Origin of the sequence: Thermanaerothrix solaris, assembly GCF_032334255.1 — a bacterium.
Lineage (GTDB): Bacteria > Chloroflexota > Anaerolineae > Anaerolineales > Anaerolineaceae > Thermanaerothrix > Thermanaerothrix solaris.
In genome coordinates, this window is the sequence record NZ_JAUHMF010000001.1 from 1744721 (window position 1) to 1769438 (window position 24718).

Consider the following 24718-nt stretch of genomic DNA (forward strand, 5'->3'; position numbering starts at 1 on the left):
ATGCCAACCCCGGTAGCCGTTCAAATCCCTTACCGCCCCTATGCGGTGTGTTTACCCACTAATCTGATGACCCCGGATGGGTTCTTCATCGTCAACATGGGGTTGCAGTTTATCGAAGTGCAGATAACCAACGCCAGCAACGCCCTGCTTAAAAATGTGCGCGTCTATATCGAGGGTATTTCGGATCCCGGCGTTGTGTACGGTTCCGGCGTGCAAACCGTAGGGGACGTACCGGCGGGGGCATCCTTCCCGGTGCGCTTCCTGGGAAATTTCCACGACGCTACCCCCGGAATCGCCATGATCAGCCTGATCATCGAGGCGGATGGCTTCACCTTCCGCCGTGTGCTGAAGAAACTCTTCATCACCCGTGTGGATTACCACAAACCCACCCGCACCTACAGCGTGGTCATGCCCCAGGGCACCATGCGCATCGTTATCCATCGCGCCATCGTCGGACCGGAGAGCAAGCGCTGCAAGGAAGACCGCGGCGGGTTCATCGCCCTGATCAAAGACGTATCCTATGAGTGGGTGCCCACCCCGCCCTATGAAGGGGTGCGCGGCCCGTTTCCCTACGAAGACCCATGGTGGAAGATTGCCCTGGCCATCCTGGCGGCACTGCTTCTGCTCGGGGCACTACTTTACGATTATTTCAGCGATGGTGACCTGGACGGTGGCATGGTGTCGGTCAGCGGCACCTTTGAAGAGACCGATCCTTCGGTTTCTTGTTGCACCTCGGTGGATTCCTCGGCCACTGATACCGGCGATTGGGTCGCGCGCGGCTTATATGCCGCCGTAGGCGCTGCTGCCACTGCCGCAATTGCGTCTGACGGCCCAGATTTGCACTACCGCGGGCAAGAAGCCACCCCGCCCGGTCAAAAAGAGAAAACCCTGAGCGAGAAGGTGCGCCTGCGCATTGAATACCCCGAAGCGCCCAGCCTGGGGCGTAAATTTCCCATCGCCGGAAAGTGGCAGTACACCCGTACCACAAATACCAACGTGTACACCTACGAGGCCGCCGATGAGCGCGAAAACCTGCACTGGCTGGATTCCTACGAGGTGGATGCACCCGCCGTGCACGATCGCTTGAGCGGCCCATTGGTGATCCGCGCACGGTTCAAGAAGCCGGATGGCACTTACTACACCGGCGCCAGCCTCTATGTCTCGGCAGTGCTGGTCAGCACCTATGGCGTGGCGCGGCGATTCGATCTCCAAGATCACGGCATGGCATTCGACGCCAAGGCCAACGATGGTTGGTACAGCGGCGGCTACACCTTCAAGCCCGGCAATCCGGATATGGCCGCAACCCACGCCAGCGCAGAACGATACGACCGCCCGGGCTACTGGTATCTCTTCGTATTCGCCCAGGATGTCAACACCGTGCTCCAGGGCACCTCACCCTTCGATGCCGCCCATACTATCGGTGGCTTTGTGCTCACTTCCCAACTGGAACTGAGTTTTGAGAAACCGTGCCAACTGCGTCACGATGCCGTGATCCAGGTGGTATAAGCTCCGCTGGGCTTAGAAGGAAAGTCGAACCGACCCGCCAAGTAAGCGGGTCGGTTCGCAAAAGCGGGGAGGAAGGGAGGATAAAGGCTAAGGCGCGGCTTGTTGTTGCAGGTGGCGGACGTAATTGACCACATCCCAGCGCATGCGCGGGTCGGGGAGATTTTCGATCAACGCCGGCATGCGTCCCTCGATACCGTTGGTGATGGTGAGGAAGATGGCGCCATCGCTCAACTGGCGCGCGTTGGCGTCGGGCGCCACCAGATTAGCCGGCGGATACACCACCAGAAAGCCGGAGAACGAGCCGTTCCCCTTGCCCTCAGGGCCGTGGCAGAGCGCGCAGGCCACATCGTAGTAAGCCTTGCCGCGCGCCAGCGAGGCTTCGTCGGCAGGTACCGGATTGACCGGCGCCCCCAGTTCCGGAATATAGGCCGCACCCTGTACCGGCACCGACCGCGGCGGCAGGGGCAGGGGGTCTTCCATCACCCGATAGGAGGGCTGAATCTCCATGAAACTGATCCAGTCAATCTTAATAATATCATAGGTGAAGAGCAGGCCCAGCGCCAGCGGGCTGGCCAGGATCACCAGGACGATGAGCAGGCGCTTCATCACGGCCATAAGCGTTCCTCCTCCACATTATGGACGATCTCCGCCCCCAGCGCTTCCAGTGCCGCGTGCACCTCCGCTTCGACCTGGGCGGGGCTGCTGAAAAGAATGCCGATGTGCCCATCACTGACCTTTGGATGGTAGCCACGCGGCCCAAACGAGGGCGAGATCGTTTCAACGAAAACCCCGATAAACGTGCTGATGAGCAGCCCCAGCATGGTCAACTCGAAAATGACCACAATCGAGGTTGGGATGGGCTGGAAAGGCATGGCGGCAACGCGAATGGGGTAGAGCAATGGGGTGCCGAAGGAGAGGAACACCGCCACCAGGAAACCCACCACCGCCCCAGCCAGCCCGATGCGCCCAATGGTCGTCCACGCCATCGGACGACCCAAGATGCGCTCGGAGTAGGGAATGCCGGAAATGACCGAGATATCGCGATCGCTCACGCCCATCTCGCGCAGGCGGGTGATGGCTTCAGCGGCATGGTCAATGGCCGTCTCCTTGAATAGTGCCAGATGAACCACGTTTGCGCCCATAAGCCCTCCTTTACTCCAGTTCGGTGATACTGGGCACTTCGGCTTTGCCCACCCGGCGCAGGGAGTGCGCCATCTGACCCTCCTGCACCTCCCAGACCGGCACCAGCGGGATCAAGCGCGAGGCCAGCAGATAGAGCAAGAGGAAGAGGGCAAAGGTGCCGATGACGATGCTGATTTCGGTGGGGCGGGGGGTGTAGACGCCCCAGTCGAAGGGCATGCGCTGGTGCCCCAGGGTCAGCGGGACGATGGTGTAGCGCTCGGCGTACATACCAACGTTGATCAACAGGGTGATGATGAACATCGCCCAGGGGGTGCGGCGGATGGTGCGATTCCACAGCGTCAGCCAGGGGATGACCACGTTGCAGACCAGCATCAGGTACCACACCCAGGCGGCCGGGCCGGTGGCGTGCAGGGTGAGGATGCGCCGTGCGGCTTCCTCACCGCCGTACCAGGTGAGCAGGTAGTCGTTGAAGAAGAAATAAGCCCAGGCCATCGAGAAGACCAGCAGCAACTTACCCAGGGCGTCAAAATGTTCCTTGCGGATGAAGTAATCCATGTGCAGCATGGTGCTGCGCAGGACGAAGAGGATGCTCACCACCGCCGCCACGCCGGAGAGGATGGCACCGATGATGAAGTAAGGCCCGAAGATGGTGGAGTGCCAGCCAGCCACCACGCCGACCGCAAAATCCCACGAGACGATGGTGTGCACCGAGAACATGACCGGGATGATGGCAAACGCAAAGATGGTGATCGCCCGACGCAGGCGGTGCCATTCAGCCTCGGTGCCGCGCCAGCCCAGCGCCAGCAGGCGGTAAACGGCATGGCGCCAGCCAGTCGTGCGATCCCGCGCCATGGCCAGGTCGGGCACCAGCGGCAGATAGAGGTAGATGGTGCTGCTGAGTAAGTAGGTGGTGATGGCCAGGAAATCCCACACCAGCGGCGAGCGGAAGTTGGGCCACAGCCAGCGCGCATTGGGGTAGGGGATCATCCAGTAGAAGACCCAGACCCGCCCAAGGTGGATGAGGGGGAAGAGGGCACCGGCGGCCAATCCGAAGGTGGTCATCAACTCGGCCGCACGGGTGAAGGGGCGGCGGAACTCGGCTTTGAAGACGCGCAAGATGGCCGAAACGAATGTGCCGGCATGGCTGATACCAATCCAGAAGACGAAGGTGACGATGAACACCCCCCAAAAGACGGGGCGGCGGATGCCGGCCAGGCCCATGCCGGTGAGGATCATGTTGCCCCACGCGCCGAAGAGGCACACCAGCACCACCAGCGCCAGCCCGATGACCCAGGCCCAGTAGCGGCGCGAGGTGCGGGTCATGGCTTCCATGACCATGCGGTTCATCTCCTCGCGTGGGCGGGGGTCGAACATCAGATGTTCACGCGGGTCTTCTTCGGCGTGGGTCAGGGGCAAGCGTGTTTCCAGGGGTTTCGCTTCAACCGCCATGGTTTCCCACTCCTTTCAGGTAGGTGACGCGAGGCAGGGTACCCAATTCCTCCAGCAGGTGGTAGCGACGCTGGTTGCGCGCCATCTGACTGACGCGGCTCTCGGGGTCGCTCAAATCACCAAAGACGAGTGCTTCCGCCGGGCAAGCCTGGACACACGCCGGTTGCACTTCGCCATCGCGCAGTTCGCGGCCCTCGGCGCGCGCTTTCTGCCGCCCGTGCACAATGCGCTGAACGCAGAAGGTGCACTTTTCCATTACGCCACGGCGGCGTACCGTGACATCGGGGTTGAGATAGGAGCGCATCGGCTCCGGGAGTTCGTAATCGAACCAGTTGAACACGCGCGCAAAATAGGGGCAGTTGTTGGCGCAGTAGCGGGTGCCCACGCAGCGGTTATAGACGGCCAGGTTGATCTGCTCTTCCTCGCTGTGCACCGAGGCATAGACCGGGCAAACCGGCTCGCAGGGGGCATTGCCGCACTGCTGGCACATCACCGGTTGGAAGGTCGGCGCCACCGCGGGGTACTCGCCTTCCCAGTAGCGCTGAGTGCGAATCCAGTACAGCGCACGCCCATATGCGACCTCGTCTTCGCCCACGAAGGGCACGTTGTTTTCCATCGAACAGGCAGCAATGCAGGCGTTGCACCCGGTGCAACGATCCAAATCTATTACCAAACCCCATTTTGCAGGTCGTTCTTCAGCCATGGTGCTGTCTCCTCTCCATGAAAAGGCTAATGTTCGCCGTAAACGCCATCCTTGCTTTCCACCCGCGCCAAGGGGCGGCGCCGCCCGGTCGGGGTGAGCGTGGCGGTGGTACCGATAAAGGCCAGGTCACCGGCGGCGTTGCTACCGGCCGGCAGGATTTGGGCGGGGTTGCAACCGCGCCCTTCAGCCCAACGTCCCAGCGCCGTGTGGCCTTGTCCAAAGGGAATGGCAATCGTATCCGGGCGGATGGCCGGGTAACGATACACACTGGCTTCCACTGCGCCGTAGGGCGTGGTGATGCGCACCACATCGTCATCTTTCAGTCCCAGTTCATCCGCCGTGTGGGGGTGAATCTCGACCCAGGCATTCCAGGTAACTGTGGTCATGGCATCCGGCAGTTCTTGCAACCAGGGGCGGTTAGCGCCGCTGCCATCGCCAAGGTGGTTGGCATACGTCAGCAGGTAGAAAGCCCCCGCGGCGGGCGGGGTGGGTGGAGCCAGCGTCCCGAACGAGGCCGGCAGGCGCTCCAGGCTGGGGGCGGATAAACCGGTCTCCGGTGTCCACCAGCCGCCGTACTGCAGCCAGCGGCTCCAGAAGGTGAGGATCTCCGGCGCAGTGTAGAAGCCGCCGGCGTTGATCAGGGGCAGGATCTTCTGTTGAATGAAATCCACCTCATCCCGATAGGGTAAAGCATGCCCGCTGGCCTGCGCCGCCGCCAGCAAGACATCCACCGTGGCGCGGGTGTCATACAGCGGCACCACCACGGGTTGTAAGGCCGACCAGGCCGGGCGGTCACTGCCGGGCAGGCTGCGCTGGTAGCCAAAGGATTCCAATGGCGAATGATCGGGCAAGATGTAATCGCTCTTTAGCGCCGTCTCATCCGGGAAGGAAGCAAAACTGATCACCTGCGACACCCTGGCCAGGGCGGCCTCAAAACCCAGCGCCGCCGGGAGTTCAAACAGCGGGTTGACGCCGTGGATGAAGAGGACGTCCACCTCACCCGCCTGCATGCGCCGGATCAGGTCGCGCACGGCCTCAAGCGGGGCGGGGGTGGCATCAGCCGGGCTAAGGAAGACGCCGCCCGGCTGGCCCAGGTTGCCCACCAGGGCGTTCAACGCCAGCACCGCCTGCGCGGTCACCAGGCCGTTGGGCTGGGTCAGGGCACTGCCGCCGACCAGCGCCAGCGGACGTTCGGCGCCAGCGAAGGTCTGCGCCAGGGCCTCCAGTTGTTCCAGGGGGATGCCGCTGACCTGGGCGGCATCGTCCAGGCTGACGGCGCGGAAGGCCTCGGGCACGGGTAAGCCGCGTAACTGTGCCACGCGCTGCCCCAGCCCCAGCACCACATAGGCTTCACTGCCGGGGATGAGCGGCACCCAGCGGTCGGCGTTGCCAGCGGTGAGGGATTGGCGCGGTTCGAAGACGATCAGTTCACCGCGGCGGCGCGGGTTACCCTGGCGCATGGCCCCATAGGCGCGGGTGTAGGTGACCGGTGAGAGCCAGGTTTGCAGAAAATCGGCGCCAAACGCCAGGGTCACCTCGGCCTGGGCCAGGTCAAAGTAGGGCAGGGCCGAACGGCCAAACAGCCGCCGCACCGCTTCGAGGAGTGTGGTGCGCCCTTCCAGCGCTGCCAGCGCGCTGTAACGCACGGGGGGCGGGGCGCCCAATGCCTGGGTCAATTCGCCGACCAGGTCAAAGAGGTGATCAGGCGCCAGTCCGAGCAGGAAGGCGATGCGTTCAGGGGGCTTTTGGAGCGCCGCGGCGACCACCTGCACCGCCTCATCCCAGGTGAGATCGCGGGGCGGGGTGGCAGGGTTACCACGCCCCTGGAAGCGCGGCCCGCGAATGCGGTCGGGGTTATACAGCCCCTGCTGGGCGGTCAGGCCGCGGGCACACAGGCGCCCGCGGTTGACGGGATGGTCGAGGTTGCCGGCAATGGTGATGGCGCGCCCCTCGCGGGTGCGCACGATGATCCCGCACCCGGCGGGGCACTCGCGGCAGGTGGAAGCGTAATAGGTGCTTTCACCGGTCTGGTTGTATTCGGGCATCTGGGTATAGGGGCGGCGCACCACATAGCGTGACATCGGGCCGCAGCCGGTCATCACTGCCGTGGCTGCCGCGCCCATAGCCGTTAATTTGAGGAAGTCGCGCCGGGAGATCTTTTCGCTCATGCTGTTCCTCGTTTCAAGGCGTGGGGTTTAGTAATGACAGGTCGCGCAGTCCGAAAGGCGCACAAAGTCGTTCGGACGCATGCGCTGATGGCAGTCCAGGCACCAGCCCATGTTCTGACGCGGTTGGGGCACGGCTACCGTCATCTGCGAGACCGGGCCATGGCAGGTCTCACAGGCAATGCCCGCCTGCACGTGCGGCTGGTGGGTAAATTTGACAAAATCGGGCTGGATCGCCACCGGCACCCAGGGGATAGGCTCATTGCGCTGGACGTAGCCGGCCAGTTTTTCCAGTTCGGGCGATTTCTTTTGCACCTGCTGATGGCAGCCCCAGCATTTGGAGATGCCCGGCAGGCCAGCGTTCGGTCCCCATGCCGCCGCCGGATGGCAGTAGGTGCACTGGGCCCCGAGGGCTACGTGAGTCTTGTGGGGAAAGGCAATCGGTTGTTCGGGAGGGATTTGGGATAGATAAATGCCGCTGGCGGCGCCGCCGAAGAGGATGAGCAAGACCAGTGCTACCGCAATGCGCACGCCGCCGGATTGCCACCAGGGTTTCTTGACCTGCATCGTGTCTCTCTCCTTTGCGTTCAGGTTATTTTCGCGAGCGCAGCATCCACACCACGACCAATAAAATTCCGACCAATAACGCCCCCAGGAGCAGGGCAAACCCCAGGCTGGTCGCCATCGCGCCCAGCGCGGTGAGAACGCCGGTAATCAGGTTTTGCGCCGGGCCACCGGGTAATCGGACTGGGGTGGGCTCTTGCCCGGCTAGCGGCGGGGTGACCTGGGGCTCCAGGCCACTGGGCAGAGTTTGGGCATACGCCAGCACATCGCGACCATCTTGGGCGCTCCACCCCAACGCAGCACCGATGGGCATCTCGGGAGCACGCGCCACCCCAAAGCGGGTGCGGTGCAGGAAGCGCCAGGGATCTTGCACCGCTAGCGAGGCGAGTGAGACCTGCATCCCCTGATAGCGAAAGGTGATCTTCCGACCATCCTCGCCGTGGCACGTGGCGCAGGTCTGAGTGTAGAGCGCTTGACCGTGAGCCACGTCGCCTCCGATTACCTTGCGGCTAACCAGGTCAATGTAGTCCCGATCATCTACCACCCCCTCACGGATGAACGCCACCAGAGCCTGGATCTCCGCCGCTGAGAGGTAGGGGGAGAAATCATGCTCAGGATCGGCGCTGCCTGTGAGGATGCCGGTCAGCGACGCAGCGGGTAAGGTACGGGCGGCATAGACGCCAGGGAAGCCGGTGTAATTCGCGCCACTACTCCAGGCACCGTCCTTGCCCTGGTAATCCCATCCGTGGCAGGTCACACAGCGCCAGGTCTCCGGCCCGCTGAGGGTATTGGTGGATTGACGCCCCCAAATCGGGTGACTGCCAGGGGGCGGGGTCACGCCCTTGACGTCACTCCAATCATCGTAGAGGCGCGCCCCCAGCACCACCTCATCCGTGGGCGAAGACGTTTGGGCGCCTACCTGTCCGGCCGGATGTCCCACCAACAACCCTGCAATGACGATCAGAACGATTGCTAAACCAATGCCAGGTTTCCTCATAGCCCGCTCCATTCGCCTGCACATACAGAAAGTAAGTGGAGGTAGTTTGCCCCCCTTGGATGATTATACATAAAGCCGTAAATTAAGCCTGCGTTAAAGGCGGGTGATTTTTATTAACCCGCGGTGGGAGAAGAGGGGGTATTATGGGCATGGGGTGGGTGATGTGGAAGCCCTACCAGGCGCCGCACAAGTGGAATGATGGTCAAGCCCTGGACGAAGATGGAGAACGCCACCACCCCAAAAGCGACCGTGACCACGGCTTCACGATCGGGCACACCGGTGGGCAGGCTCAGAGCCAGGGCCAGGGCAAGCGTACCACGCATCCCACCCCAGAAGAGGATGTGCTGATGAGCGGGCTTGATGTGGAGCGGTGTGGGGGCAAAGAGCGCTGCCAGGGAGTAAACCGAGAAGGCGCGTCCTAAAAGCACCAGCGTACTAGCCAGGGCAATCGGCCCCAGGGTATGAAACAAATCTTGGTGCGCCTCGCGCATGCCAATCAAGATGAAAATGAGCGAATTGACCAGGAACGCGGTGAATTCCCAGAATGATTCCACTGCCTCGCGTCCGCGGGCTGAGATTGAACCCAACGCGCCCAGGTTGCCGATGAGCAGACCTGCCGTTAGTGACGCCAGCACCCCCGATCCCTGGAAGTAATTGGCCATCAAGAAGGAACCGTAGGCGGCAATCACGGTGAGGGTGATCTCGACCAGGTGGTCTTCAGTGCGCCCGGCCAAGAGAAGAATTCCGCCACCGACCAGTGCGCCACACAACAGCCCAATACCCACGGTTGTTAAGAGATCTTGAATTGCCAGCAGGGGGTTACTGGTTTGCCCCGCGAGCACCCCCATTACCAGGCCGAAAAGCACGGCGGTCGTGCCATCGTTGAACAGGCTTTCTGCCTCGACCAGCAGGCGCAGCCGTCCCCGCACCCCCGCTTCTTTGAACAATGCGATGACGGTAACCGGGTCGGTCGCGGCGATGAGCGTGCCCAAGAGGGTTGCCGCCGGCCAGGTCCACCGCGCCAGGTACACCATGCCCAATGCGGTGATGGTTGCAGTGATTAGCACCCCGAGGGTAGCCAGACTGAGGATGACCACCAGGTCGCGGCGGAGGTCGTGCCAACGCATGTAGAGTGCGGCTTCAAACACCAGTGGTGGAAGAAAGAGGGTAAAGATCAGATCGCCAGTGAGGGTGATCTCGGAGAAACGGGGGAGGAACGCCAGCGCCAATCCGGCCAGCACCAACCCCACGGTATAGGGCAGGTGCAGCCGCCGTGCCAGCATAGCCACGACCGCAGCCACCAAAAGGAGTAACGCTACACTGACCAGGGTAAGTTCCATAATTTGATTCTAACCTCAAGGGGGCAAGAGATACATAGAAGGGGGTGAATAAATTCGGGCAAGGCCCATGGGCATACCTGCTAAAGGGATGGCACAAGGATCCTGATTTCCCCTGCCGATCAACGCCCGATATTGACCCGGGTGGTTACGCGATGATGGGGTAAGGCGTCGAACCGCTGTAGCACTACCTCCGTCAGAATCCCCGCCGCGGCGCTCGGCTACATGCGTATGCGCAACCCTGACGGGGTATAATCCTCAAGGTGAAAACCATCCGTTATGTGCTTCGCTGGTTTGGGCTGGGCATTGCGTTGGCGCTGGTGGCGTGTACGGTCGAAGTGCGCCCGCTCTTCACTCCCACTCCCTCGTTGTTGCCGACGGCCACGGCATCCCTCACGCCCGCACCGCGCCCCACCCTCACCCCCACCCGCCCCCTGCGCAGTCCTACGCCCTTGCCATCGCCCACGCCCACCCCACGCACCCACGTTGTCCAACGGGGGGAAGATCTCTTCGGCATTGCCCTGCGCTACGGGCTCAGCCTGGATGCCCTGCTCGCGGCAAACCCCACCGTAACCCCGCAGTTCCTCAGCGTGGGCACCGTGTTACGCATCCCTGCCGCTGTGCCCACCCCCGACCCCAACCACCCACCCACGCCCACCCCCATCGGCTTGGAGATGGACCTGCCGCAGTGCTACCCCACTGCAAGCGATGGGTTGTGGTGCTTTACCCTGGTGCGCAACCCCCAACCGTTCGCCGTGGAGGGGGTAACGGCCCAGTTCCGCCGCCTGGATGTGGCCAGCAATGAGATTCAGGCGCAAACCGTGGCGCCACTGCTTAACCGCCTGCTGGCCGGGGGCACGCTCCCGCTGGCAGCTTACTTTCCGCCCCCACTCCCGCCGGCTTACCAAGTAGATGCCGAGCTCCTCATCGCGATCCCCGTTCCCGAGAGCACGCTGCGCTACCTGGATGCCCGGGTTGAGAACCTGCACCAAACCATCACCTCCGATGGCTTGGGTGTAACCCTGGAAGGCGAGGTTCGTCTAGCCCCGGGGATCACCCAACCCGCTCAGCAGGTCTGGGTCTTGGGCGTGGCTTATGATGCCGTCGGGCAGGTGGTGGGGGTACGCCGGTTGGAAAGCACCGCCGCTTTGGCCCCGGGAGAACGCCTGCCATTCCGCCTGTGGGTTTATTCCGCCGGGCCACCTATTGCCCGCGCCGAAATACAGGTGGAAGCACAGCCCTGAGGTGATTTTTGACGGCAGTCCCTTGTCATCCTTAACCCCAGGGCTATAATGAATCTATCTTAACGGTGCTTCAAGGGATTGCGAGATGGCCAAACCCAAAGCCCATTCATCATCCTCTCGCGATGCTGCGCTGATCCGCAGTGCTCAAGAGGTATTATCTGGAAAAAGCAAAAAAGGCGCGTTGGCGCGATTGCTGCCCTTCATCGGCCCGGCCATCATTGCCAGCGTGGCTTACATGGATCCCGGCAATTTCGCGACCAACATCGAGGGTGGGGCGAAGTTCGGCTATGAATTGTTATGGGTGATCCTGGCCAGCAACCTGATGGCGATGCTGTTGCAATCGCTCTCGGCGAAATTGGGCATCGCCAGTGGCAAGAACCTGGCCGAGCATTGCCGCGACCAGCTGCCGCGCTGGATGGTTTGGATCATGTGGGTGGTGGCAGAACTGGCTGCCATTGCCACCGATTTAGCTGAGTTCATCGGTGCGGCGCTGGGTTTCAATCTGCTTTTCGGCATCCCGCTCTTCTGGGCCGGGTTGCTCACCGCCGTAGCCACCTTTGTGATTTTGGCCCTGGAACGCTACGGCTTCCGCCCGGTCGAAGCCGTCATTTCGGCCTTTGTGGGCGTGGTTGCCGTCAGTTACCTGATCGAGATCCTGATCGTCAAGCCACCCCTGGGCACGGTGCTTTACCATCTGGTCACGCCTCATTTTTCCAGCGCCGAGAGCGTTCTGGTGGCGACCGGCATTCTGGGCGCTACGGTCATGCCCCATGCTATTTACCTCCACTCGGCATTGACCCAAAACCGCATCCTCACCCGCAACCCGCGTAAGCAGCGCCTGCTTTTCCGCTATGAACTGCTGGATGTCTTCATTGCCATGGGTGCCGCCGGGCTGATCAACATGGCGATGCTGATCATGGCTGCGGCTACCTTCCATACTGTCGGGTTAACCAACATCGGCACGCTGGAGCAGGCGCACCGCACTCTGCAACCGCTTTTGGGTCACGCCGCCCAATGGTTTTTCGGCATCTCCCTGTTGGCGAGTGGGCTTTCGTCTACTTCGGTCGGGACAATGGCCGGGCAGGTGATCATGCAGGGGTTTATTCACCGTCATATTCCACCCTGGGTGCGGCGATTGGTGACCATTTTGCCCTCGCTGATCGTGATCGGCATGGGAGCCGATCCCACCCAAACGTTGATCCTCAGCCAGGTGGTGCTCTCGTTTGCGCTGCCCTTTGCTGTCATCCCACTCATCCTCTTCACACGGCGGCGTGACCTGATGGGCGCACTGGTGAATCGCCCGCTGACTACGGCACTCGCTTCGCTCGCTGGCGGATTGATCCTGGCGCTAAACGCCTTTCTGATTTATCGCTTACTGCTGGGAGCCTGAGTATGTTCCGTAGCCTGTTAGTTCCTCTGGATGGTTCGCGCCTGGCTGAAGCGGCCCTTCCGCCGGCCCTTTCGCTGGCGCAGACACTGGGCGCGCCGGTCACCCTGCTCCACATCCTTGAAAAAGATGCCCCGACGACCGTGCACCAGGATCAGCATCTCAGCCGGGCCGAAGATGCCGTGGCTTACCTAAACCAAATTGCCCAGCGTTTTATTGCGGCCGGGGTTACGGTGCAGGTGCATGTGCACACCCGCCCGGTCACCGATATTGCCGAGAGCATCGTCCACCACGCCACCCGCGAGTTCAACCCCGACCTGATCGTGATGTGCGCCCATGGTCAAGGGGGACTGCGCGATTTTCTGATCGGCAATATTGCCCAGCAGGTGCTGGCGCGCCAGCAGGCGCCAATCCTGCTGTGTCGGCCGCAGGCCGAGAATCACCCGCCGTTTACCCTGCGGCGCTTACTCCTGCCCCTGGATGACGAATCCCAGCACGACCTCAGCCTGGATTATGCAGTTCATCTGGCCCGTGCCTATGACGCTGAGGCTTGCCTGCTGACCGTGATCCCCACCCTGGCCACCCTGCGCGGCGAACAGGCAGCGGCCGGTTCGCTGCTCCCGCTAACGGCGGCGGCTTATCTGGATTGGCAGGAAGAGGAAGCCTGGGCGCATTTAGAAGAACATTTGCAAGACTTACAGCAAGCGGGGATACGCGCGTATCGGCACGTCGTGCGAGGTGACCCGGCGGAGCAGATTGTGGCTGTGGCCGAGGCCGAAGATGCGGATCTGATCGTGCTGGCGACCCACCGCAAGGCTGGCATGGCCGCGTTCTGGGCGCACTCGGTGGCGCCGCAGGTGGTGCGCCGCACCCGCCGACCGGTATTGCTGATACCGTTGTGATTGTTTGGCCAAGGCGCTACTATCAAACCTTATTTTGCGCTACCCGCCCTATTTTGATTTCAACCTTGGGGTGAATATCTTGGTATTTACCACCGCAGAGTGGCAAGCCCGCCTGGCTCGGGGCGATCCTGGTGCGCAAACTCTCATGCGCGAGAGCATTCGCCCGATTTAGCCGGCCCAAAATTGTTAAGTAATCATAAGGTCAGGCGCATTGACGCCCCCCTGTGCCAAAAGTATAATCGTTCGTGGGTTGTCATAACGCAGTGGATGTTTACTTACATCTTTGATACGGAAAACGGGGTCTGATTCTTGCAACACCAACAGAGAGCACCTTCTGACGGCGGACGCATTAGTTGAGGCACTGCATGGCGCTTAAAGGCAATCTGCGCGATTTCAGCATCACCCAACTGTTTAACCTGATCCATTTGGCGCGTAAGACCGGGTTATTGACCATCCAGGGCGCGAGCGAAACGGCCCAGATCTATTTTCGTGAGGGCAAACTGAGTTATGCCCAGATCGGTCAAACCCCCAACGACCTGGCGACAGTGCTCTACCGAAGCCGCAAACTGAGTGCCAACCAGGTGCGCGTCTTGCACGAGCGGGCCAAGGGAATGACCGATAAAGAACTGGGTCTGTTGCTCATCAATGCCGGTTACCTGACCCAAAAAGAGATTCTGGAAAGCCTGCAAGCCCATACCCTCGAGACCGTGCGTCGCCTTTTCACCTGGGTAGAGGGGCAGTTCAACTTTGAGCCTAATGTTCCCCCGCCGGATGGCAAGATTCCTTTGCGCATTGACCTGCAAAACCTGATTATCGAAGGCACGCGCCAGTTACGCGAGTGGGAGCAACTGCAAGAGGAAATTCCCAGTTTGGATATGGCGCTTAAATTCACCGACCGCCCCGGGCGCAACCTGCGTAACCTCAACCTCAGCGTGGAAGAGTGGCGCGTCATTTCCTACGTCAATCCCAAAAATACCCTGCGCCAGATTGCCCAGGCGACTAAGATGAACGAGTTAGAGATTCGGCGCGTGGTCTATGCCCTACTGCAAGCCAGCATTGTGGAACTGGTGCGCCCGGCGGGAGCGATCCCAGCAGCGCGCATGCTACCCGCAGCCCAGAAGGACCAACAGCGCTCGCTCATCAACCGTCTAATTGAACGTATTCGCTCGATTTGATCCTTGATCCCCGGAGTGCAGGCTGGTATGCAGAACGTCAAAATCGTAGTGACAGGCCCCTTCAATGCCGGAAAAACCGCGTTCATCCGTTCGATCAGCGAAATTGATGTTGTCTCAACTGAGCGCAAGATCACCTCGGCCAGTGAGCGGATCAAGGATCAGACCACTGTGGCGATGGATTTTGGCCGCATCACCGTGGATGATGATCTCGTCCTCTATCTCTTCGGCACACCGGGCCAAAAGCGCTTCGATTTTATGTGGGAGATCCTCTCCGAGGGCATGCTCGGTTTCGTAGTGATGGTGGACAGTACCCGTCCGGAGACGTTCCGCGAGGCACGCAGTATCCTCGAAACCTTCCGCGCCTATGCCCCAACCCCTTATGTGGTCGCCGCCAATAAACAGGATAGCCCCGACGCCTGGGATTTGGAGGATATGCGCGTCGCCCTGCGCCTGGATCGCAAGGTCAAATTGCTCCCCTGCGTGGCAACGCAAAAAGAAGCCGTCAAGAACGTGTTGCTTGAACTGCTCTACAGTATCCTGGCCGAGATGGAGGAGGGTCGGTCCTGAGCACAGGCCGGCAGGTGTGCGGTGTCGTCCATTACCACCGATCAGGGCATTCTCCATTATGAAGTCTATGGGCGCGGCAAACCGGTGATTCTGCTCCACGGTTGGCTCGGCTCGTGGGGCCTGTGGCAGGATACCATGGCCTATCTCGGGCGCTACTATCGCACCTATGCGCTCGATTTTTGGGGCTTTGGTGAATCGGGCAAGAAACTGGATACCTACCAGGTGAGCGATTTTGTGGACCTGGTGGATCAATTCATGGATCGCCTGGGGCTGGAACGGGCGCCGTTGGTCGGCCACAGCATGGGTGGCACGGTCAGCCTGCTGGTGGCAATGCGCTATCCTCAACGGGTGGATCGGGTAGTGGTAATTGGTTCACCGATTGCGGGCTCATCGCTTGCACTGGCGCTCAAACTGGCCGGCCTGCGTCCGATTGCTTTCCTGCTGTTCAGTTTCTTCAGCCTCTTCCGCTGGGGAATGCGCCTGGCCTCACCGCTGATCTGCCGCGATCCGCGCTTCCCGGAGATGATGGATCGCGATCTCTCCCAGACCACGCTGGAATCCTTCCTCACCAGCATTGCCTCACTGCGGCGCACTGATTTGCGCCCGCACTTGGATCTGGTGCGTGTGCCGGTGATGGGCATGTACGGCCTGCGTGATAATATTGTGCACCCGCACCAGGGACGGGTCTTGCGCCGTGGGGTGCCGCATACCGAATTGGTTGAATACCCCCGCGCCGGACACTTTATCATGCTGGATGAACCGGATGCCTTTATGCGCACCCTGCACGCCTTTCTAGAACGCCCCCCGCAACCTCAGGAGCCACTGCATGAGCCCCAACGACCGCCTATCACGCTCTGATACCTGGTATGATCTCTTGCAATTGGGGGTGAAAATGATGATCGGCGCAGAAGGGATGGCGGCGCTCGCTTCTCCCTTGCCGGAAAGTCTGCCCCAGCGCTACGGCTTGCCCACGGCGCAAGGGTTGGCCTGGCGGGCCGGACGGGCGGCCTGGCCATGGCTCTATCGCCATCATCAAAGCATTATCGGTCTCGACCAGATTGACTTCTGGCTGTTGCCCCTGCGCCGCCGCCTGAGCCAGGGCCTGCACACCACAGTGGCATTTCTCCAGTCCTGTCAGGGCTGGGCACTGGCACTGGATGAAACGTCTGCCGAGTGGCACCTTGAAGTGCGGCGGGTGCCACCACCTCACCCCGACCCGGCGCACGTGTGGTGCTGGTTCCTGGGCGGGCTGGTGCAGGAATTTCTGGCCTGGGCAGGCGGGGCGCGTGTTTACCCCTTGCGTGCGCTGACCTGCGCCGCCGCATCTGAAGCCAGCCCCTGCCGCATCGTCTTTGGACGCACACCCCTGGATTGAACCCATCGCATGACGCGAGGGTTGGGTATGCTCAAGATCATCCTGCAATCGCCCCGTTATATCGCCCCGTTCAACGAGCGGGCGCGTGATCTGCGCATCCAGAACAAGCCGCTCTGGCTGGCGCAGCGGGACGTGCTGGCGCCCTACACCACGCACGAGATCGAACTCCCTCCCGACGCACGCCTCCCCCAGGTGCGCGAGCCGTGTCTGGTCTATCGCGATAATCTCTTCTTTGACGAACATTACATCGCCGCTTTCCTGGCTGAGGCGCGCAAACGCCCCCACCCCTCACGAGCGGCGTTTTCGATCCATGACCCGGCTTTTCGCGAACACTGCCTGCCGCTCTCGGATTCCTATACCCCCGCTGGCGACCTCTACTTGGCCGACTTGTGGTATTACCCCCGCGGCCCGGAGCCGAACGCCGAGCCGCTGGTGATTGACCTGCAGGCGCGCGAGATCGGCTACTACCATGTGCCGACCTATATGGCCGCCCAGAGCGGCGATCTGGTGTATCAGGTGCCACTGCGCAGTCTGATCGCCATTGATTCATGGGTGCACATTTTCATCGCCGACTGCGTCTTTGGCCTCTTTGGGCGCGGGGCACGCTTTGAGGAACGCCTCAAACGCGACCTGGGGTTCAAGCTCTCCATCCTCTGGACGGCGCTCTACGAGGGCAAGCAGGTGCTGGAATGCTCCAAACTGGTCAAGATTGGGCGCAACTGCTCAATTGATCCGACCGCCGTCATCCACGGCCCGACCACCATCGGCGATAACGTGACCATCGGTGCCGGGGCGGTGATCGAGAACTGCATTATCGGGGATAACGTCAACATTTCGCAAGGCTGTCACCTGATGCTCTCGGTGGTGGGCGATGGGACGTTTCTGCCCTTCCGTGCCTCGTTGTTCATGACCACGGTGATGGATAACTGCCTGATCGCGCAGAACACCTGCCTGCAAATGTGCGTGATCGGCCGCAATACCTTCATCGGCGCTGGCTCCACGTTCACCGATTTCAACCTGCTGCCCACACCCATCCGCGCGCGGGATGCCCACGGCAACCTGGTGCCCTCGAACCGCCCGGTGTTGGGCGGGTGCGTGGGGCACAACTGCCGCATTGGGGCAGGGATGATCGTTTACCCGGCCCGCACGATTGAATCGGACGTGATCCTGTTTGCCTCAAAAGAGCGGCGGGTGATTGATAAAGACGTGACCTATGAGCAGAGCGACCACCACCAACTGCCACTGGCGCACCTGCACCGCCGCCTCTACCCCCGCCCCGGCGAAGCCACGGACGAGGGGTGGTGAAAACAAGTTGGGGCCTGGACGATACCAGACCCCAACTGATATATGCACCCAATTGACCGGATCAACGACGCACCAAAGGCAGGTAGACCTCGGCGCGGATCGGCAAGATCAGCAAGTCATAGTAAGCGTCGCAATGAGCGGTGGAGTAATCATCCAGGGGGCTGATCTTAACATAGTATTTGCCGGCAGTCTGGGGAACCCAGTAAATTTCATCCCACCTGTTGGAAACTTCCGAAATCTGATTACCATTATTGTCATAAAGTGTGATCACGGTATCTACATCCCAACCTTTATTTACCGTAGCAATGCGATAAACGACGTTACCCACATCTTCGGTTGGCACGGTGAACGTGACCCAATCCTCATCACCCTCAATGTGGAAGGTGTGAGTTTGGACGGCGGTATAGACACTGGCATGATCCCGATCATTGTCAGACTCATATGCATCGGCAGGTGCTGGTACCGGCCCCTCGCTTGCTAAGTAAAAAAAGTGCCCTTCGGGGGTATAGTATCTGAGTTCACCAGCTGCACAGCGATGGCTAATTTGGATTGGCGAACAATCCCACCAATATTGACCATTAAAACTAGCGCTATAGTTTCCGTTTGAATCTGCCCAGACCGTTTGATATCTACCATACCCCCTTGATCCTGTATACCGCCATACGCCAACCTCAAGTGGACGATTAGGCACTGCCCGACCATAGATACGATTGTTCGGGCGATCCAGGTTGATTGTTAATTGAGGAATAGTTATGTCCGCCTTTTGGCCATCATCTGAGGACACCTTAAAAAGATCCCCGGGTGAGGGCGTTTCATCCAAATAGTACCCAATCCACGACCTTTCTAATTTTTGTGTCTTTTCCCCAAGAAGGGTACTACCACGCCACCATTCGATAGTAATCGAGCTTCGGGGTGTATAGGTTATCCACATTACTGTGCTCCCTATAGGGTGGGTAACCTGCAAAGCATTCCGATTAATCCCTATGAGGTATTCTGTGTTGGGTAAGCGAATCCAGGTGTACGCGGTATCTCCGCCTCCGATTTGAGCATCGTAAAACCCAAGGGCAAAGTTGTTAGTAGCGATTTGCATTTCTGAACAGTAATAAAAGGTGTATCCAATATCTCTGCGATGATCATAAAGTTCGGAGAGCAGGAAGCTTCCAATTGGAGCACTACCAACCAAAGCCTGATCTGTAGTCTTTAGGCTTGCAGTCGGCAATGGATCTGGAACACTCATCTCCAGACTGATTGTTCCATCGCTAACCTCAATACGGTCACCGGAGATAATGTCATTTATTAGTGAGACATCGAACTCATTGCTCCAATTAGAGAGATAAACTTCGGAGATGGTCTGCCTTACACTTCCCCCGCTCGTCTTATGGGTTACCGTCAGCGTCCGATCCGCTGTTATCCAGGCCCCAATAACACGGTTATTGCTCGGCTCACTAATATCTACGCCGATGACCGGTACGCGTAAAAAGTGATATTGATAATTGCCTTGATCATCAACGATATAAATATCAACTTCATCTCCCCGCACTATATCCATTGGGGAAGTCAGGGTAAAGCCTCCCTCACTATCACTTGTCGTTGAAGCACAACCCCTACCCCAATCACACGCAGTAACAATATCGTAATATGTGCTTTTAATGAAATTGCCTTGTACCTGGTGATTCGGGCTCGTGACCCCACTCACCTGATTATTAACAGGATCAATGACCACGTTATTTAGGGGTGCAATGACATAGTGTAAATGGATGTCACCGCTATTGAGGTCTATTTCATCGCCGGGTTGAAAAGGATTTATAAAATTGAGCCAAAAGTCGCCCGTATCCGGATCACTTACTCCTGGATAGGACTCCAGAGTGTTACTTCCTCGTTTCAGAGTCGCGGTAAAAGTAATACCAGGCTTTATTACCCCCCACACATAATTATATTGCACATATGCCATTAGATTATAGGCGTAAAACCAACGATAGGTGCTGTTACCATTAGCATCACGCACAAAAACTTGCCCGTAAGCCTGTCCATCAAAATCCACTCCCATGCTAGCCGTGAAGTTGCCACTGACATCGGGAAGCACCGTTTTTTGAATATCAATCCCAGTGCAAGGGTCATTGGGAAAGTAATACAGATCTATTTCAACCTGCCGCCCCGGATCAGTCTTGCCACCGACTTGGTCGTTCTGCGGGTCTGCCCAGACATAAATGTAAGCTACTACCGTGCTTGCCGTGCGCCCTCCCGCAGAAACCTCAACCACATCACCGGGTTGTAATGTCCAGGTATAGCTTGACGTTGGGCATTCAACCCAATCGGGTTCAAAGTAATACCAACCCCATGAGTCGCTAGTTGTAGAGGTTGTTACCACCACCGTGCTCCCACGTAAAACTCGCAGATTGACCTGCGTATTGGGCGAGGTCTGTCCATCAACCCAACTGTAGCCATCCGAGTAGTAGGTAACATTAACAGTGGGGTTGGTAGTTAGAACTTCAAAGCCGCCCTTGTTTTCAAGGGCTTCGCGTCGTTCCAGGCTATAACCCAAGGATTCAACCTGGTGGGTGAAAGCCGTGGCGGTTAATGCCGCGCAGGTTTGGTTCTGACTATCTTTCGACAACACACTGCCCACGTCCGGCAGGTTTTGAAGGCGGCGCATTCCATCCTGAGTCAGGCCGTGCACGACAACCCCATAAAGGTCAGGACGAACTTCAAACCCGGTAATTAAACCTTGCGCCCGCAATTGTTCCAGTTCTTTCCGTAACGGCTTGGTGCGTTGATAGATGAGTTCTAAGAGAACTGTCTGCCTTTGTCCCGGCTTGAAGATGGACAGGAGCTCTTGTGACTGAGGTGCCTCAAATGGCAACAAAACCAAATAGTCTTCGCCCTCGGGAGACGATTCCTGGGAAGAAGGAGAAGCAGCTGACAGCGGAGAGAAAAATGCCTTTACAACGCTCAACGGGATCAGACTACTCATCAGTACACCGAGGAGCAACAGACCACAAACGAGCAAGTAAGACCGTGTTTTCATGAGTTTTGTATCCCCTTTCTGGCACAAAAATCGCCAATTCTAGAAACGACGCAGACAACCCCCCTTTTGTTTTATTATCAATTCGTCACAAAGAGAAACGGGATAATTTCATCTAAAACCCCCGCAAAAGATTGATTTATTGTATACTAGCACAACGTAGAGTTCATTTCAAGTTCCTAATCTTAGGAAACTTAAGTATTTTCAACCTAAAACGGCCATCCTAACAGCCATTTATTCTGTATCCTCGTAACCTTTTGAAATGGTCTCTCTTGCCTTTCTCACGCCCCTGCCGGCAACTCGCTGGAGACAATGCAGCCGGCGCGGATGGTCCAGATGGCAGCGCGGCGCACAAAAGATGGAGAAAAGAGGTTGAGATCGGTGGTGGTGAGCAGGCTTTGCTCGCCCTCGGCCAGAAAGTCCAGCAGGTCCTGGCGGCGCTGGGCATCCAGTTCGGCCAGCACCTCATCCAGCAGCAGCACTGGCCATTCCCCGCTCTTCTGGTGCATCCAGGCCACCTCGGCCAGTTTGAGCGCCATCAGCGCCGTGCGCACCTGCCCGCGCGAGCCGTAATCCCCCAGGTCAATCCCATTGCTGAGGATGCGAAATTCATCCCGATGCGGCCCGATCAGAGTCATGCCGCGGCTGATCTCATCGCTGCGCAAAGCTTCCAGGCGGCGCAAAAAACCCTGTTGTATCTGGCTCAGGCTGAAATGTTCCCGCTTGACCGCGGTGTCCAGGCGCAGCGCCATTTGGCCGTTGTCGGGCGCGGCGGGGTCGTAAGCGGGGCGATAGACCAGGTGCAGCACCTCTTGCCCGTGGGTCAGGCGATCATGAATGCGCGCCGCCAGGGTTTCGATTTCATCCAGCGCCTTGCTGCGCGCCTGGATGATCAACGCCCCGCGCTCCACCAGCAAGGCGTCCCAGTATTGCAATTGCGCCGGGTCACCCCCGCGCTCGCCCAACTGCTTGAGCAGGGCGTTACGCTGGCCAAGGATCTGGGTATATTCGCTGAGCGCCTGGGCGTAGCCGGGCATCACCTGCGCCAGCGCCATATTGAGGTAACGGCGGCGTTCCTCGGGCGCACCTTCGATGATGTTGGTCATCTGGGGCAGGAAGAGCACCGCGTTGAAGTGTCCCAGCGCCTCACGCGCGGTACGTTTGACCCCATCCACCAGGATTTCACGGCGCATCCGGTTGCCGTTGAGCGCAGCGTTTTCCTGGATCAGGCGCACTTCCAGGCGGTGGGTGTGCTCGCCGCGGATGAATTCGGCTACAATGCGCGCCACCGCCAGCGGTTCGCGCGCGGCCAGGAAGTTGATCAACTGGCGGTCGCTCTCGGTATGAAACGAGGTCAGCGTGGCCAGGTAGTAGATCGCTTCGAGCAGGGTGGTCTTCCCCTGCGCGTTTTCACCCACGATAAGCAACGTTGGGCGCGGGACGTCCACATCCAAGCGGGCAAAGGCGCGGAAATTGGTCAGTGAGAGGTGCGTCAGGATCATCCCCGCCTCGTTGGGTCGGTGCAGGCTGGCGCGGGCGGCTTAATCCACCGCAACAGCTTCTTCGGGGCTGGGCTTCCAAACCCGCACGGCGCGATCGGTAAAGAGGACACCGTCCAGGTGGTCAATCTCATGCTGAAAGATGCGTGCCACCCACCCTCGTAGTTTGAGTTTGATCGGCTGACCACGGCGGTTCTGGCCCTTGACCACAATGCGTTGGTAGCGCTCGACCTCTCCCACCAAATCGGGGATAGAAAGACAGCCTTCCACGCCCATTTCGGTCTCGGCAGAGACCTCAACAATCTCGGGGTTGACCACGACGTAGAGGCGAGGCGGCTTATCCTCATCCTCGTCCTCGCCGTATTCCACCACAATGACCCGTTGGGAGACGCCAACCTGGGGCGCGGCCAGCCCCACGCCGGGAGCAGCGCGCATGGTCTCGATCATATCCTCAATCAATTGCTGCAGATCCGTGTCAAACTGGCGCACCTTTTGGGCTTTGCGCCGCAACACCGGATCGGGAACAGTAACAATGGGGCGAATGGCCATTGGTGTACCTACCTCTAAACATGCTGAAAACGTACTCCTATTTTACCCCGATTCTGTTCCTGCCGGGGGCTTCGGCTCGGATTCGGCGGGTGGGTGACTGCTGACCATGCGGTGATATAACTCGATCCACTCGGCCAGTTGTTCACGCTGGGTTTGCTCGGCCCGCTGTTCCTCGCGTTGCTTGACCGCGACCAGGCGCTGGAACAATTCACGCTGTACCTCAGAGGGGTTGTAGACATCGTCAAAGGTGAATTGGGTATCTCCAACGCGGATGTAGACCGTGCCGAAATTAAGCAAGAGGTGAATGATGGTCTTCCGCGCGTATTCAATGGTCTGGATGTTGCGCAGGGGGGCACTGCGTTTTTCTTCCGTCCCCAGCGGCTTTTTATACACGTCAATGATCATGTCCGGTGTGATGATATAGCGGTCGTTGCGCCAGTCCACATATTGGTACAGCCACCACAGCGCCAGCGCCGGTACACCAAGCACCAGTACGATCCAGCCCAAGCGTGACGGCAAAGGTAAGCGCTGGCTCAGGATCAACCAGCCCAGGGCAACGTCCACGAGCAGAGCCAGGGTAGGCGGGGCCGTCTTGGCCAGGAGGATGGCCCAATGGGTGCGATAGACGATGGTGTCCCCCACCTCCTCACGCAGCATGAACAGGCGCGCCAGGGTCTGGCCCAGACGTTGGGTAGAACTGGGAGGTGGGGGTGAGGTCTCTTCAGGGGGTGCTTCTGATGAGGATGAGGAAGGACCGGTGGGCAGCCCCAAACGGCTGCGAATCGTGGCTTCGATGGCTGCGCGTTGGGCGCGGCGGCGACCGCGGCGAGCACGGTCGCGCTGTTCTTCCAGCAAGTTCAGCACCAATTGCGGCTCTGCCAGGCGATCCAGGATCAATTGCCCGGTGTAGGTACGCACAATCAGGCTGCCATAGTTAAGGAAGCGGCCAATCTGATCGGTCTGCACCTCATCGGCCAAAATGGCTTCCAGTGGCACTTCCTGACGGCTCTCATAAAGCAGGATCACCCGTTCCAGCAACACTACCCGGCGGTTGGTAATGATGACGTAATCGTTGCTCCAATCCACTGCAGACCAGGCCAGCCAGCCCAGCCCGCCCACCAGGCTAAGAATCAGCAACAGGGTGGGCAGGAGCGCCCCGTGCCAAACCACAATGGTGAGGAAGGCAAACAGGCCCACCAGCGCACCGGTGACCACGGCGGGCAGCGCAATGCGCAAGAAAAGGAAGAAGGGATGACGGCGTGCCACATAGCGCACAACCTCACGTGGGCTGCGCCAGGGCAGGCGCAGGCGTGAGGCTAACAGATAACTGTTCAAGATCAGACGAAAGGCCGGGCTCAGGTCAGGAAATTCGCGCACCAGCGCCAGGTAGTCCGCCCCTTCTAAACGCAGCACGATCAGCGGCGCAGCAGCCGTAGCGGTAGCGCGGCGCGCCAACGGAGTGGGGCTGAGGGCTTCCTCGCCGAAGTAATCCCCTTCTTCCAAGTAGGTCACCTCTTCATCGTTGCCCCGCTGATGACTGAGGCGCACCCGTCCGCTGAAGATCAGGAAAAATGCCGTGGCATCCTGACCTTCTTCGTAAAGCGCCAGCCCCTCTTCATAAAAGAGCGCCTGCCAATAAGTCATCACGCGCAGCAGTTGCTCATCGCTGAGGCGGCGAAAGAGATGACACTGCCGTAGAAGCGTTAGCACCTCTTGCTGGGGGATGTCCATGCTCATAGTATAGCCCAATCTCTGATGGAGGTGAAAGAGCCCCCACCTTCAGGCATGCAAAAAGCGTGCCCATTGACCGTTCTCCGGGCAATGCGCAG

At 59.4% G+C, this 24718-nt stretch carries 21 protein-coding genes; 9 read left to right on the top strand and 12 right to left on the bottom strand.

Annotated elements, in window-relative coordinates; genetic code table 11:
* Positions 1-1506 carry a hypothetical protein gene (locus tag QYE77_RS08035; RefSeq protein WP_315624859.1) on the top strand — a complete coding sequence of 502 codons (1506 nt, stop codon included), beginning with the start codon at positions 1-3 and terminating at the stop codon, positions 1504-1506.
* A gap of 87 nt (positions 1507-1593) precedes the next feature.
* On the opposite strand, the gene QYE77_RS08040 is transcribed toward QYE77_RS08035, so the two are convergent.
* The 8 genes from QYE77_RS08040 to QYE77_RS08075 all read right to left on the bottom strand — a co-directional run bounded on the left by QYE77_RS08040 (position 1594) and on the right by QYE77_RS08075 (position 9867).
* Positions 1594-2121, bottom strand: coding sequence for a c-type cytochrome (locus QYE77_RS08040; RefSeq protein WP_315624860.1), 528 nt, complete (start codon positions 2119-2121; stop codon positions 1594-1596).
* Positions 2112-2648: a quinol:electron acceptor oxidoreductase subunit ActD gene (locus QYE77_RS08045; protein WP_315624861.1), complete on the bottom strand. Its 537-nt coding sequence runs from the start codon at positions 2646-2648 to the stop codon at positions 2112-2114. The genes QYE77_RS08040 and QYE77_RS08045 overlap by 10 nt, the downstream gene beginning before the upstream one ends.
* A 10-nt stretch (positions 2649-2658) precedes the next feature.
* A complete protein-coding gene (gene nrfD, locus QYE77_RS08050) occupies positions 2659-4098 on the bottom strand; it encodes an NrfD/PsrC family molybdoenzyme membrane anchor subunit (RefSeq protein ID WP_315624862.1) in 1440 nt (479 codons plus the stop codon).
* Complete coding sequence (locus QYE77_RS08055; RefSeq protein WP_315624863.1) at positions 4088-4801, bottom strand: 4Fe-4S dicluster domain-containing protein; 714 nt, start codon at positions 4799-4801, stop codon at positions 4088-4090. The genes nrfD and QYE77_RS08055 overlap by 11 nt, the downstream gene beginning before the upstream one ends.
* A gap of 26 nt (positions 4802-4827) precedes the next feature.
* Positions 4828-6969, bottom strand: a complete 2142-nt coding sequence (locus QYE77_RS08060; RefSeq protein ID WP_315624864.1) for a molybdopterin dinucleotide binding domain-containing protein — start codon at positions 6967-6969, stop codon at positions 4828-4830.
* A gap of 27 nt (positions 6970-6996) precedes the next feature.
* Entirely contained in the window at positions 6997-7533 is a 537-nt protein-coding gene (locus QYE77_RS08065; RefSeq protein WP_315624865.1) for a cytochrome c3 family protein, read from the bottom strand.
* Positions 7534-7558: 25 nt separating this feature from the next.
* Positions 7559-8527 carry a c-type cytochrome gene (locus tag QYE77_RS08070; protein ID WP_315624866.1) on the bottom strand — a complete coding sequence of 323 codons (969 nt, stop codon included), beginning with the start codon at positions 8525-8527 and terminating at the stop codon, positions 7559-7561.
* Between the two features lie 113 nt (positions 8528-8640).
* Positions 8641-9867, bottom strand: a complete 1227-nt coding sequence (locus tag QYE77_RS08075; protein WP_315624867.1) for a cation:proton antiporter — start codon at positions 9865-9867, stop codon at positions 8641-8643.
* A 260-nt stretch (positions 9868-10127) separates the two neighbouring features.
* Between QYE77_RS08075 and QYE77_RS08080 the strand changes: the two genes are divergently transcribed.
* From QYE77_RS08080 to QYE77_RS08115, 8 genes are all read left to right on the top strand, one after another.
* On the top strand, positions 10128-11108 hold the full coding sequence (locus QYE77_RS08080; RefSeq protein WP_315624868.1) for a LysM peptidoglycan-binding domain-containing protein: 981 nt from the start codon (positions 10128-10130) through the stop codon (positions 11106-11108).
* Positions 11109-11193: 85 nt separating this feature from the next.
* Complete coding sequence (locus tag QYE77_RS08085) at positions 11194-12498, top strand: Nramp family divalent metal transporter (RefSeq protein WP_315624869.1); 1305 nt, start codon at positions 11194-11196, stop codon at positions 12496-12498.
* Between the two features lie 2 nt (positions 12499-12500).
* Complete coding sequence (locus QYE77_RS08090; RefSeq protein ID WP_315624870.1) at positions 12501-13397, top strand: universal stress protein; 897 nt, start codon at positions 12501-12503, stop codon at positions 13395-13397.
* A gap of 365 nt (positions 13398-13762) precedes the next feature.
* The gene (locus QYE77_RS08095; RefSeq protein WP_315624871.1) at positions 13763-14572 is read left to right on the top strand and encodes a DUF4388 domain-containing protein; all 810 of its coding nucleotides are present in this window, start codon (positions 13763-13765) and stop codon (positions 14570-14572) included.
* Positions 14573-14599: 27 nt separating this feature from the next.
* A complete protein-coding gene (locus tag QYE77_RS08100) occupies positions 14600-15139 on the top strand; it encodes a GTP-binding protein (RefSeq protein ID WP_315624872.1) in 540 nt (179 codons plus the stop codon).
* Between the two features lie 21 nt (positions 15140-15160).
* A complete protein-coding gene (locus QYE77_RS08105) occupies positions 15161-15997 on the top strand; it encodes an alpha/beta fold hydrolase (protein ID WP_315624873.1) in 837 nt (278 codons plus the stop codon).
* Positions 15966-16514 carry a hypothetical protein gene (locus QYE77_RS08110; RefSeq protein WP_315624874.1) on the top strand — a complete coding sequence of 183 codons (549 nt, stop codon included), beginning with the start codon at positions 15966-15968 and terminating at the stop codon, positions 16512-16514. Before QYE77_RS08105 ends, QYE77_RS08110 begins: the two co-directional genes overlap by 32 nt.
* Positions 16515-16541: 27 nt before the next feature.
* A complete protein-coding gene (locus tag QYE77_RS08115) occupies positions 16542-17819 on the top strand; it encodes a DapH/DapD/GlmU-related protein (RefSeq protein ID WP_315624875.1) in 1278 nt (425 codons plus the stop codon).
* A 61-nt stretch (positions 17820-17880) separates the two neighbouring features.
* Here the strand turns inward: QYE77_RS08115 and QYE77_RS08120 are convergent, their stop codons facing one another.
* The 4 genes from QYE77_RS08120 to QYE77_RS08135 form a co-directional block, all read right to left on the bottom strand.
* A complete protein-coding gene (locus tag QYE77_RS08120; protein WP_315624876.1) occupies positions 17881-20844 on the bottom strand; it encodes a hypothetical protein in 2964 nt (987 codons plus the stop codon).
* A 278-nt stretch (positions 20845-21122) separates the two neighbouring features.
* Complete coding sequence (recF, locus tag QYE77_RS08125; protein WP_315624877.1) at positions 21123-22343, bottom strand: DNA replication/repair protein RecF; 1221 nt, start codon at positions 22341-22343, stop codon at positions 21123-21125.
* A gap of 39 nt (positions 22344-22382) precedes the next feature.
* Complete coding sequence (gene def / locus QYE77_RS08130; RefSeq protein WP_315624878.1) at positions 22383-22889, bottom strand: peptide deformylase; 507 nt, start codon at positions 22887-22889, stop codon at positions 22383-22385.
* Positions 22890-22931: 42 nt separating this feature from the next.
* Complete coding sequence (locus tag QYE77_RS08135) at positions 22932-24626, bottom strand: cyclic nucleotide-binding domain-containing protein (RefSeq protein ID WP_315624879.1); 1695 nt, start codon at positions 24624-24626, stop codon at positions 22932-22934.
* Positions 24627-24718 lie beyond the last annotated feature (92 nt).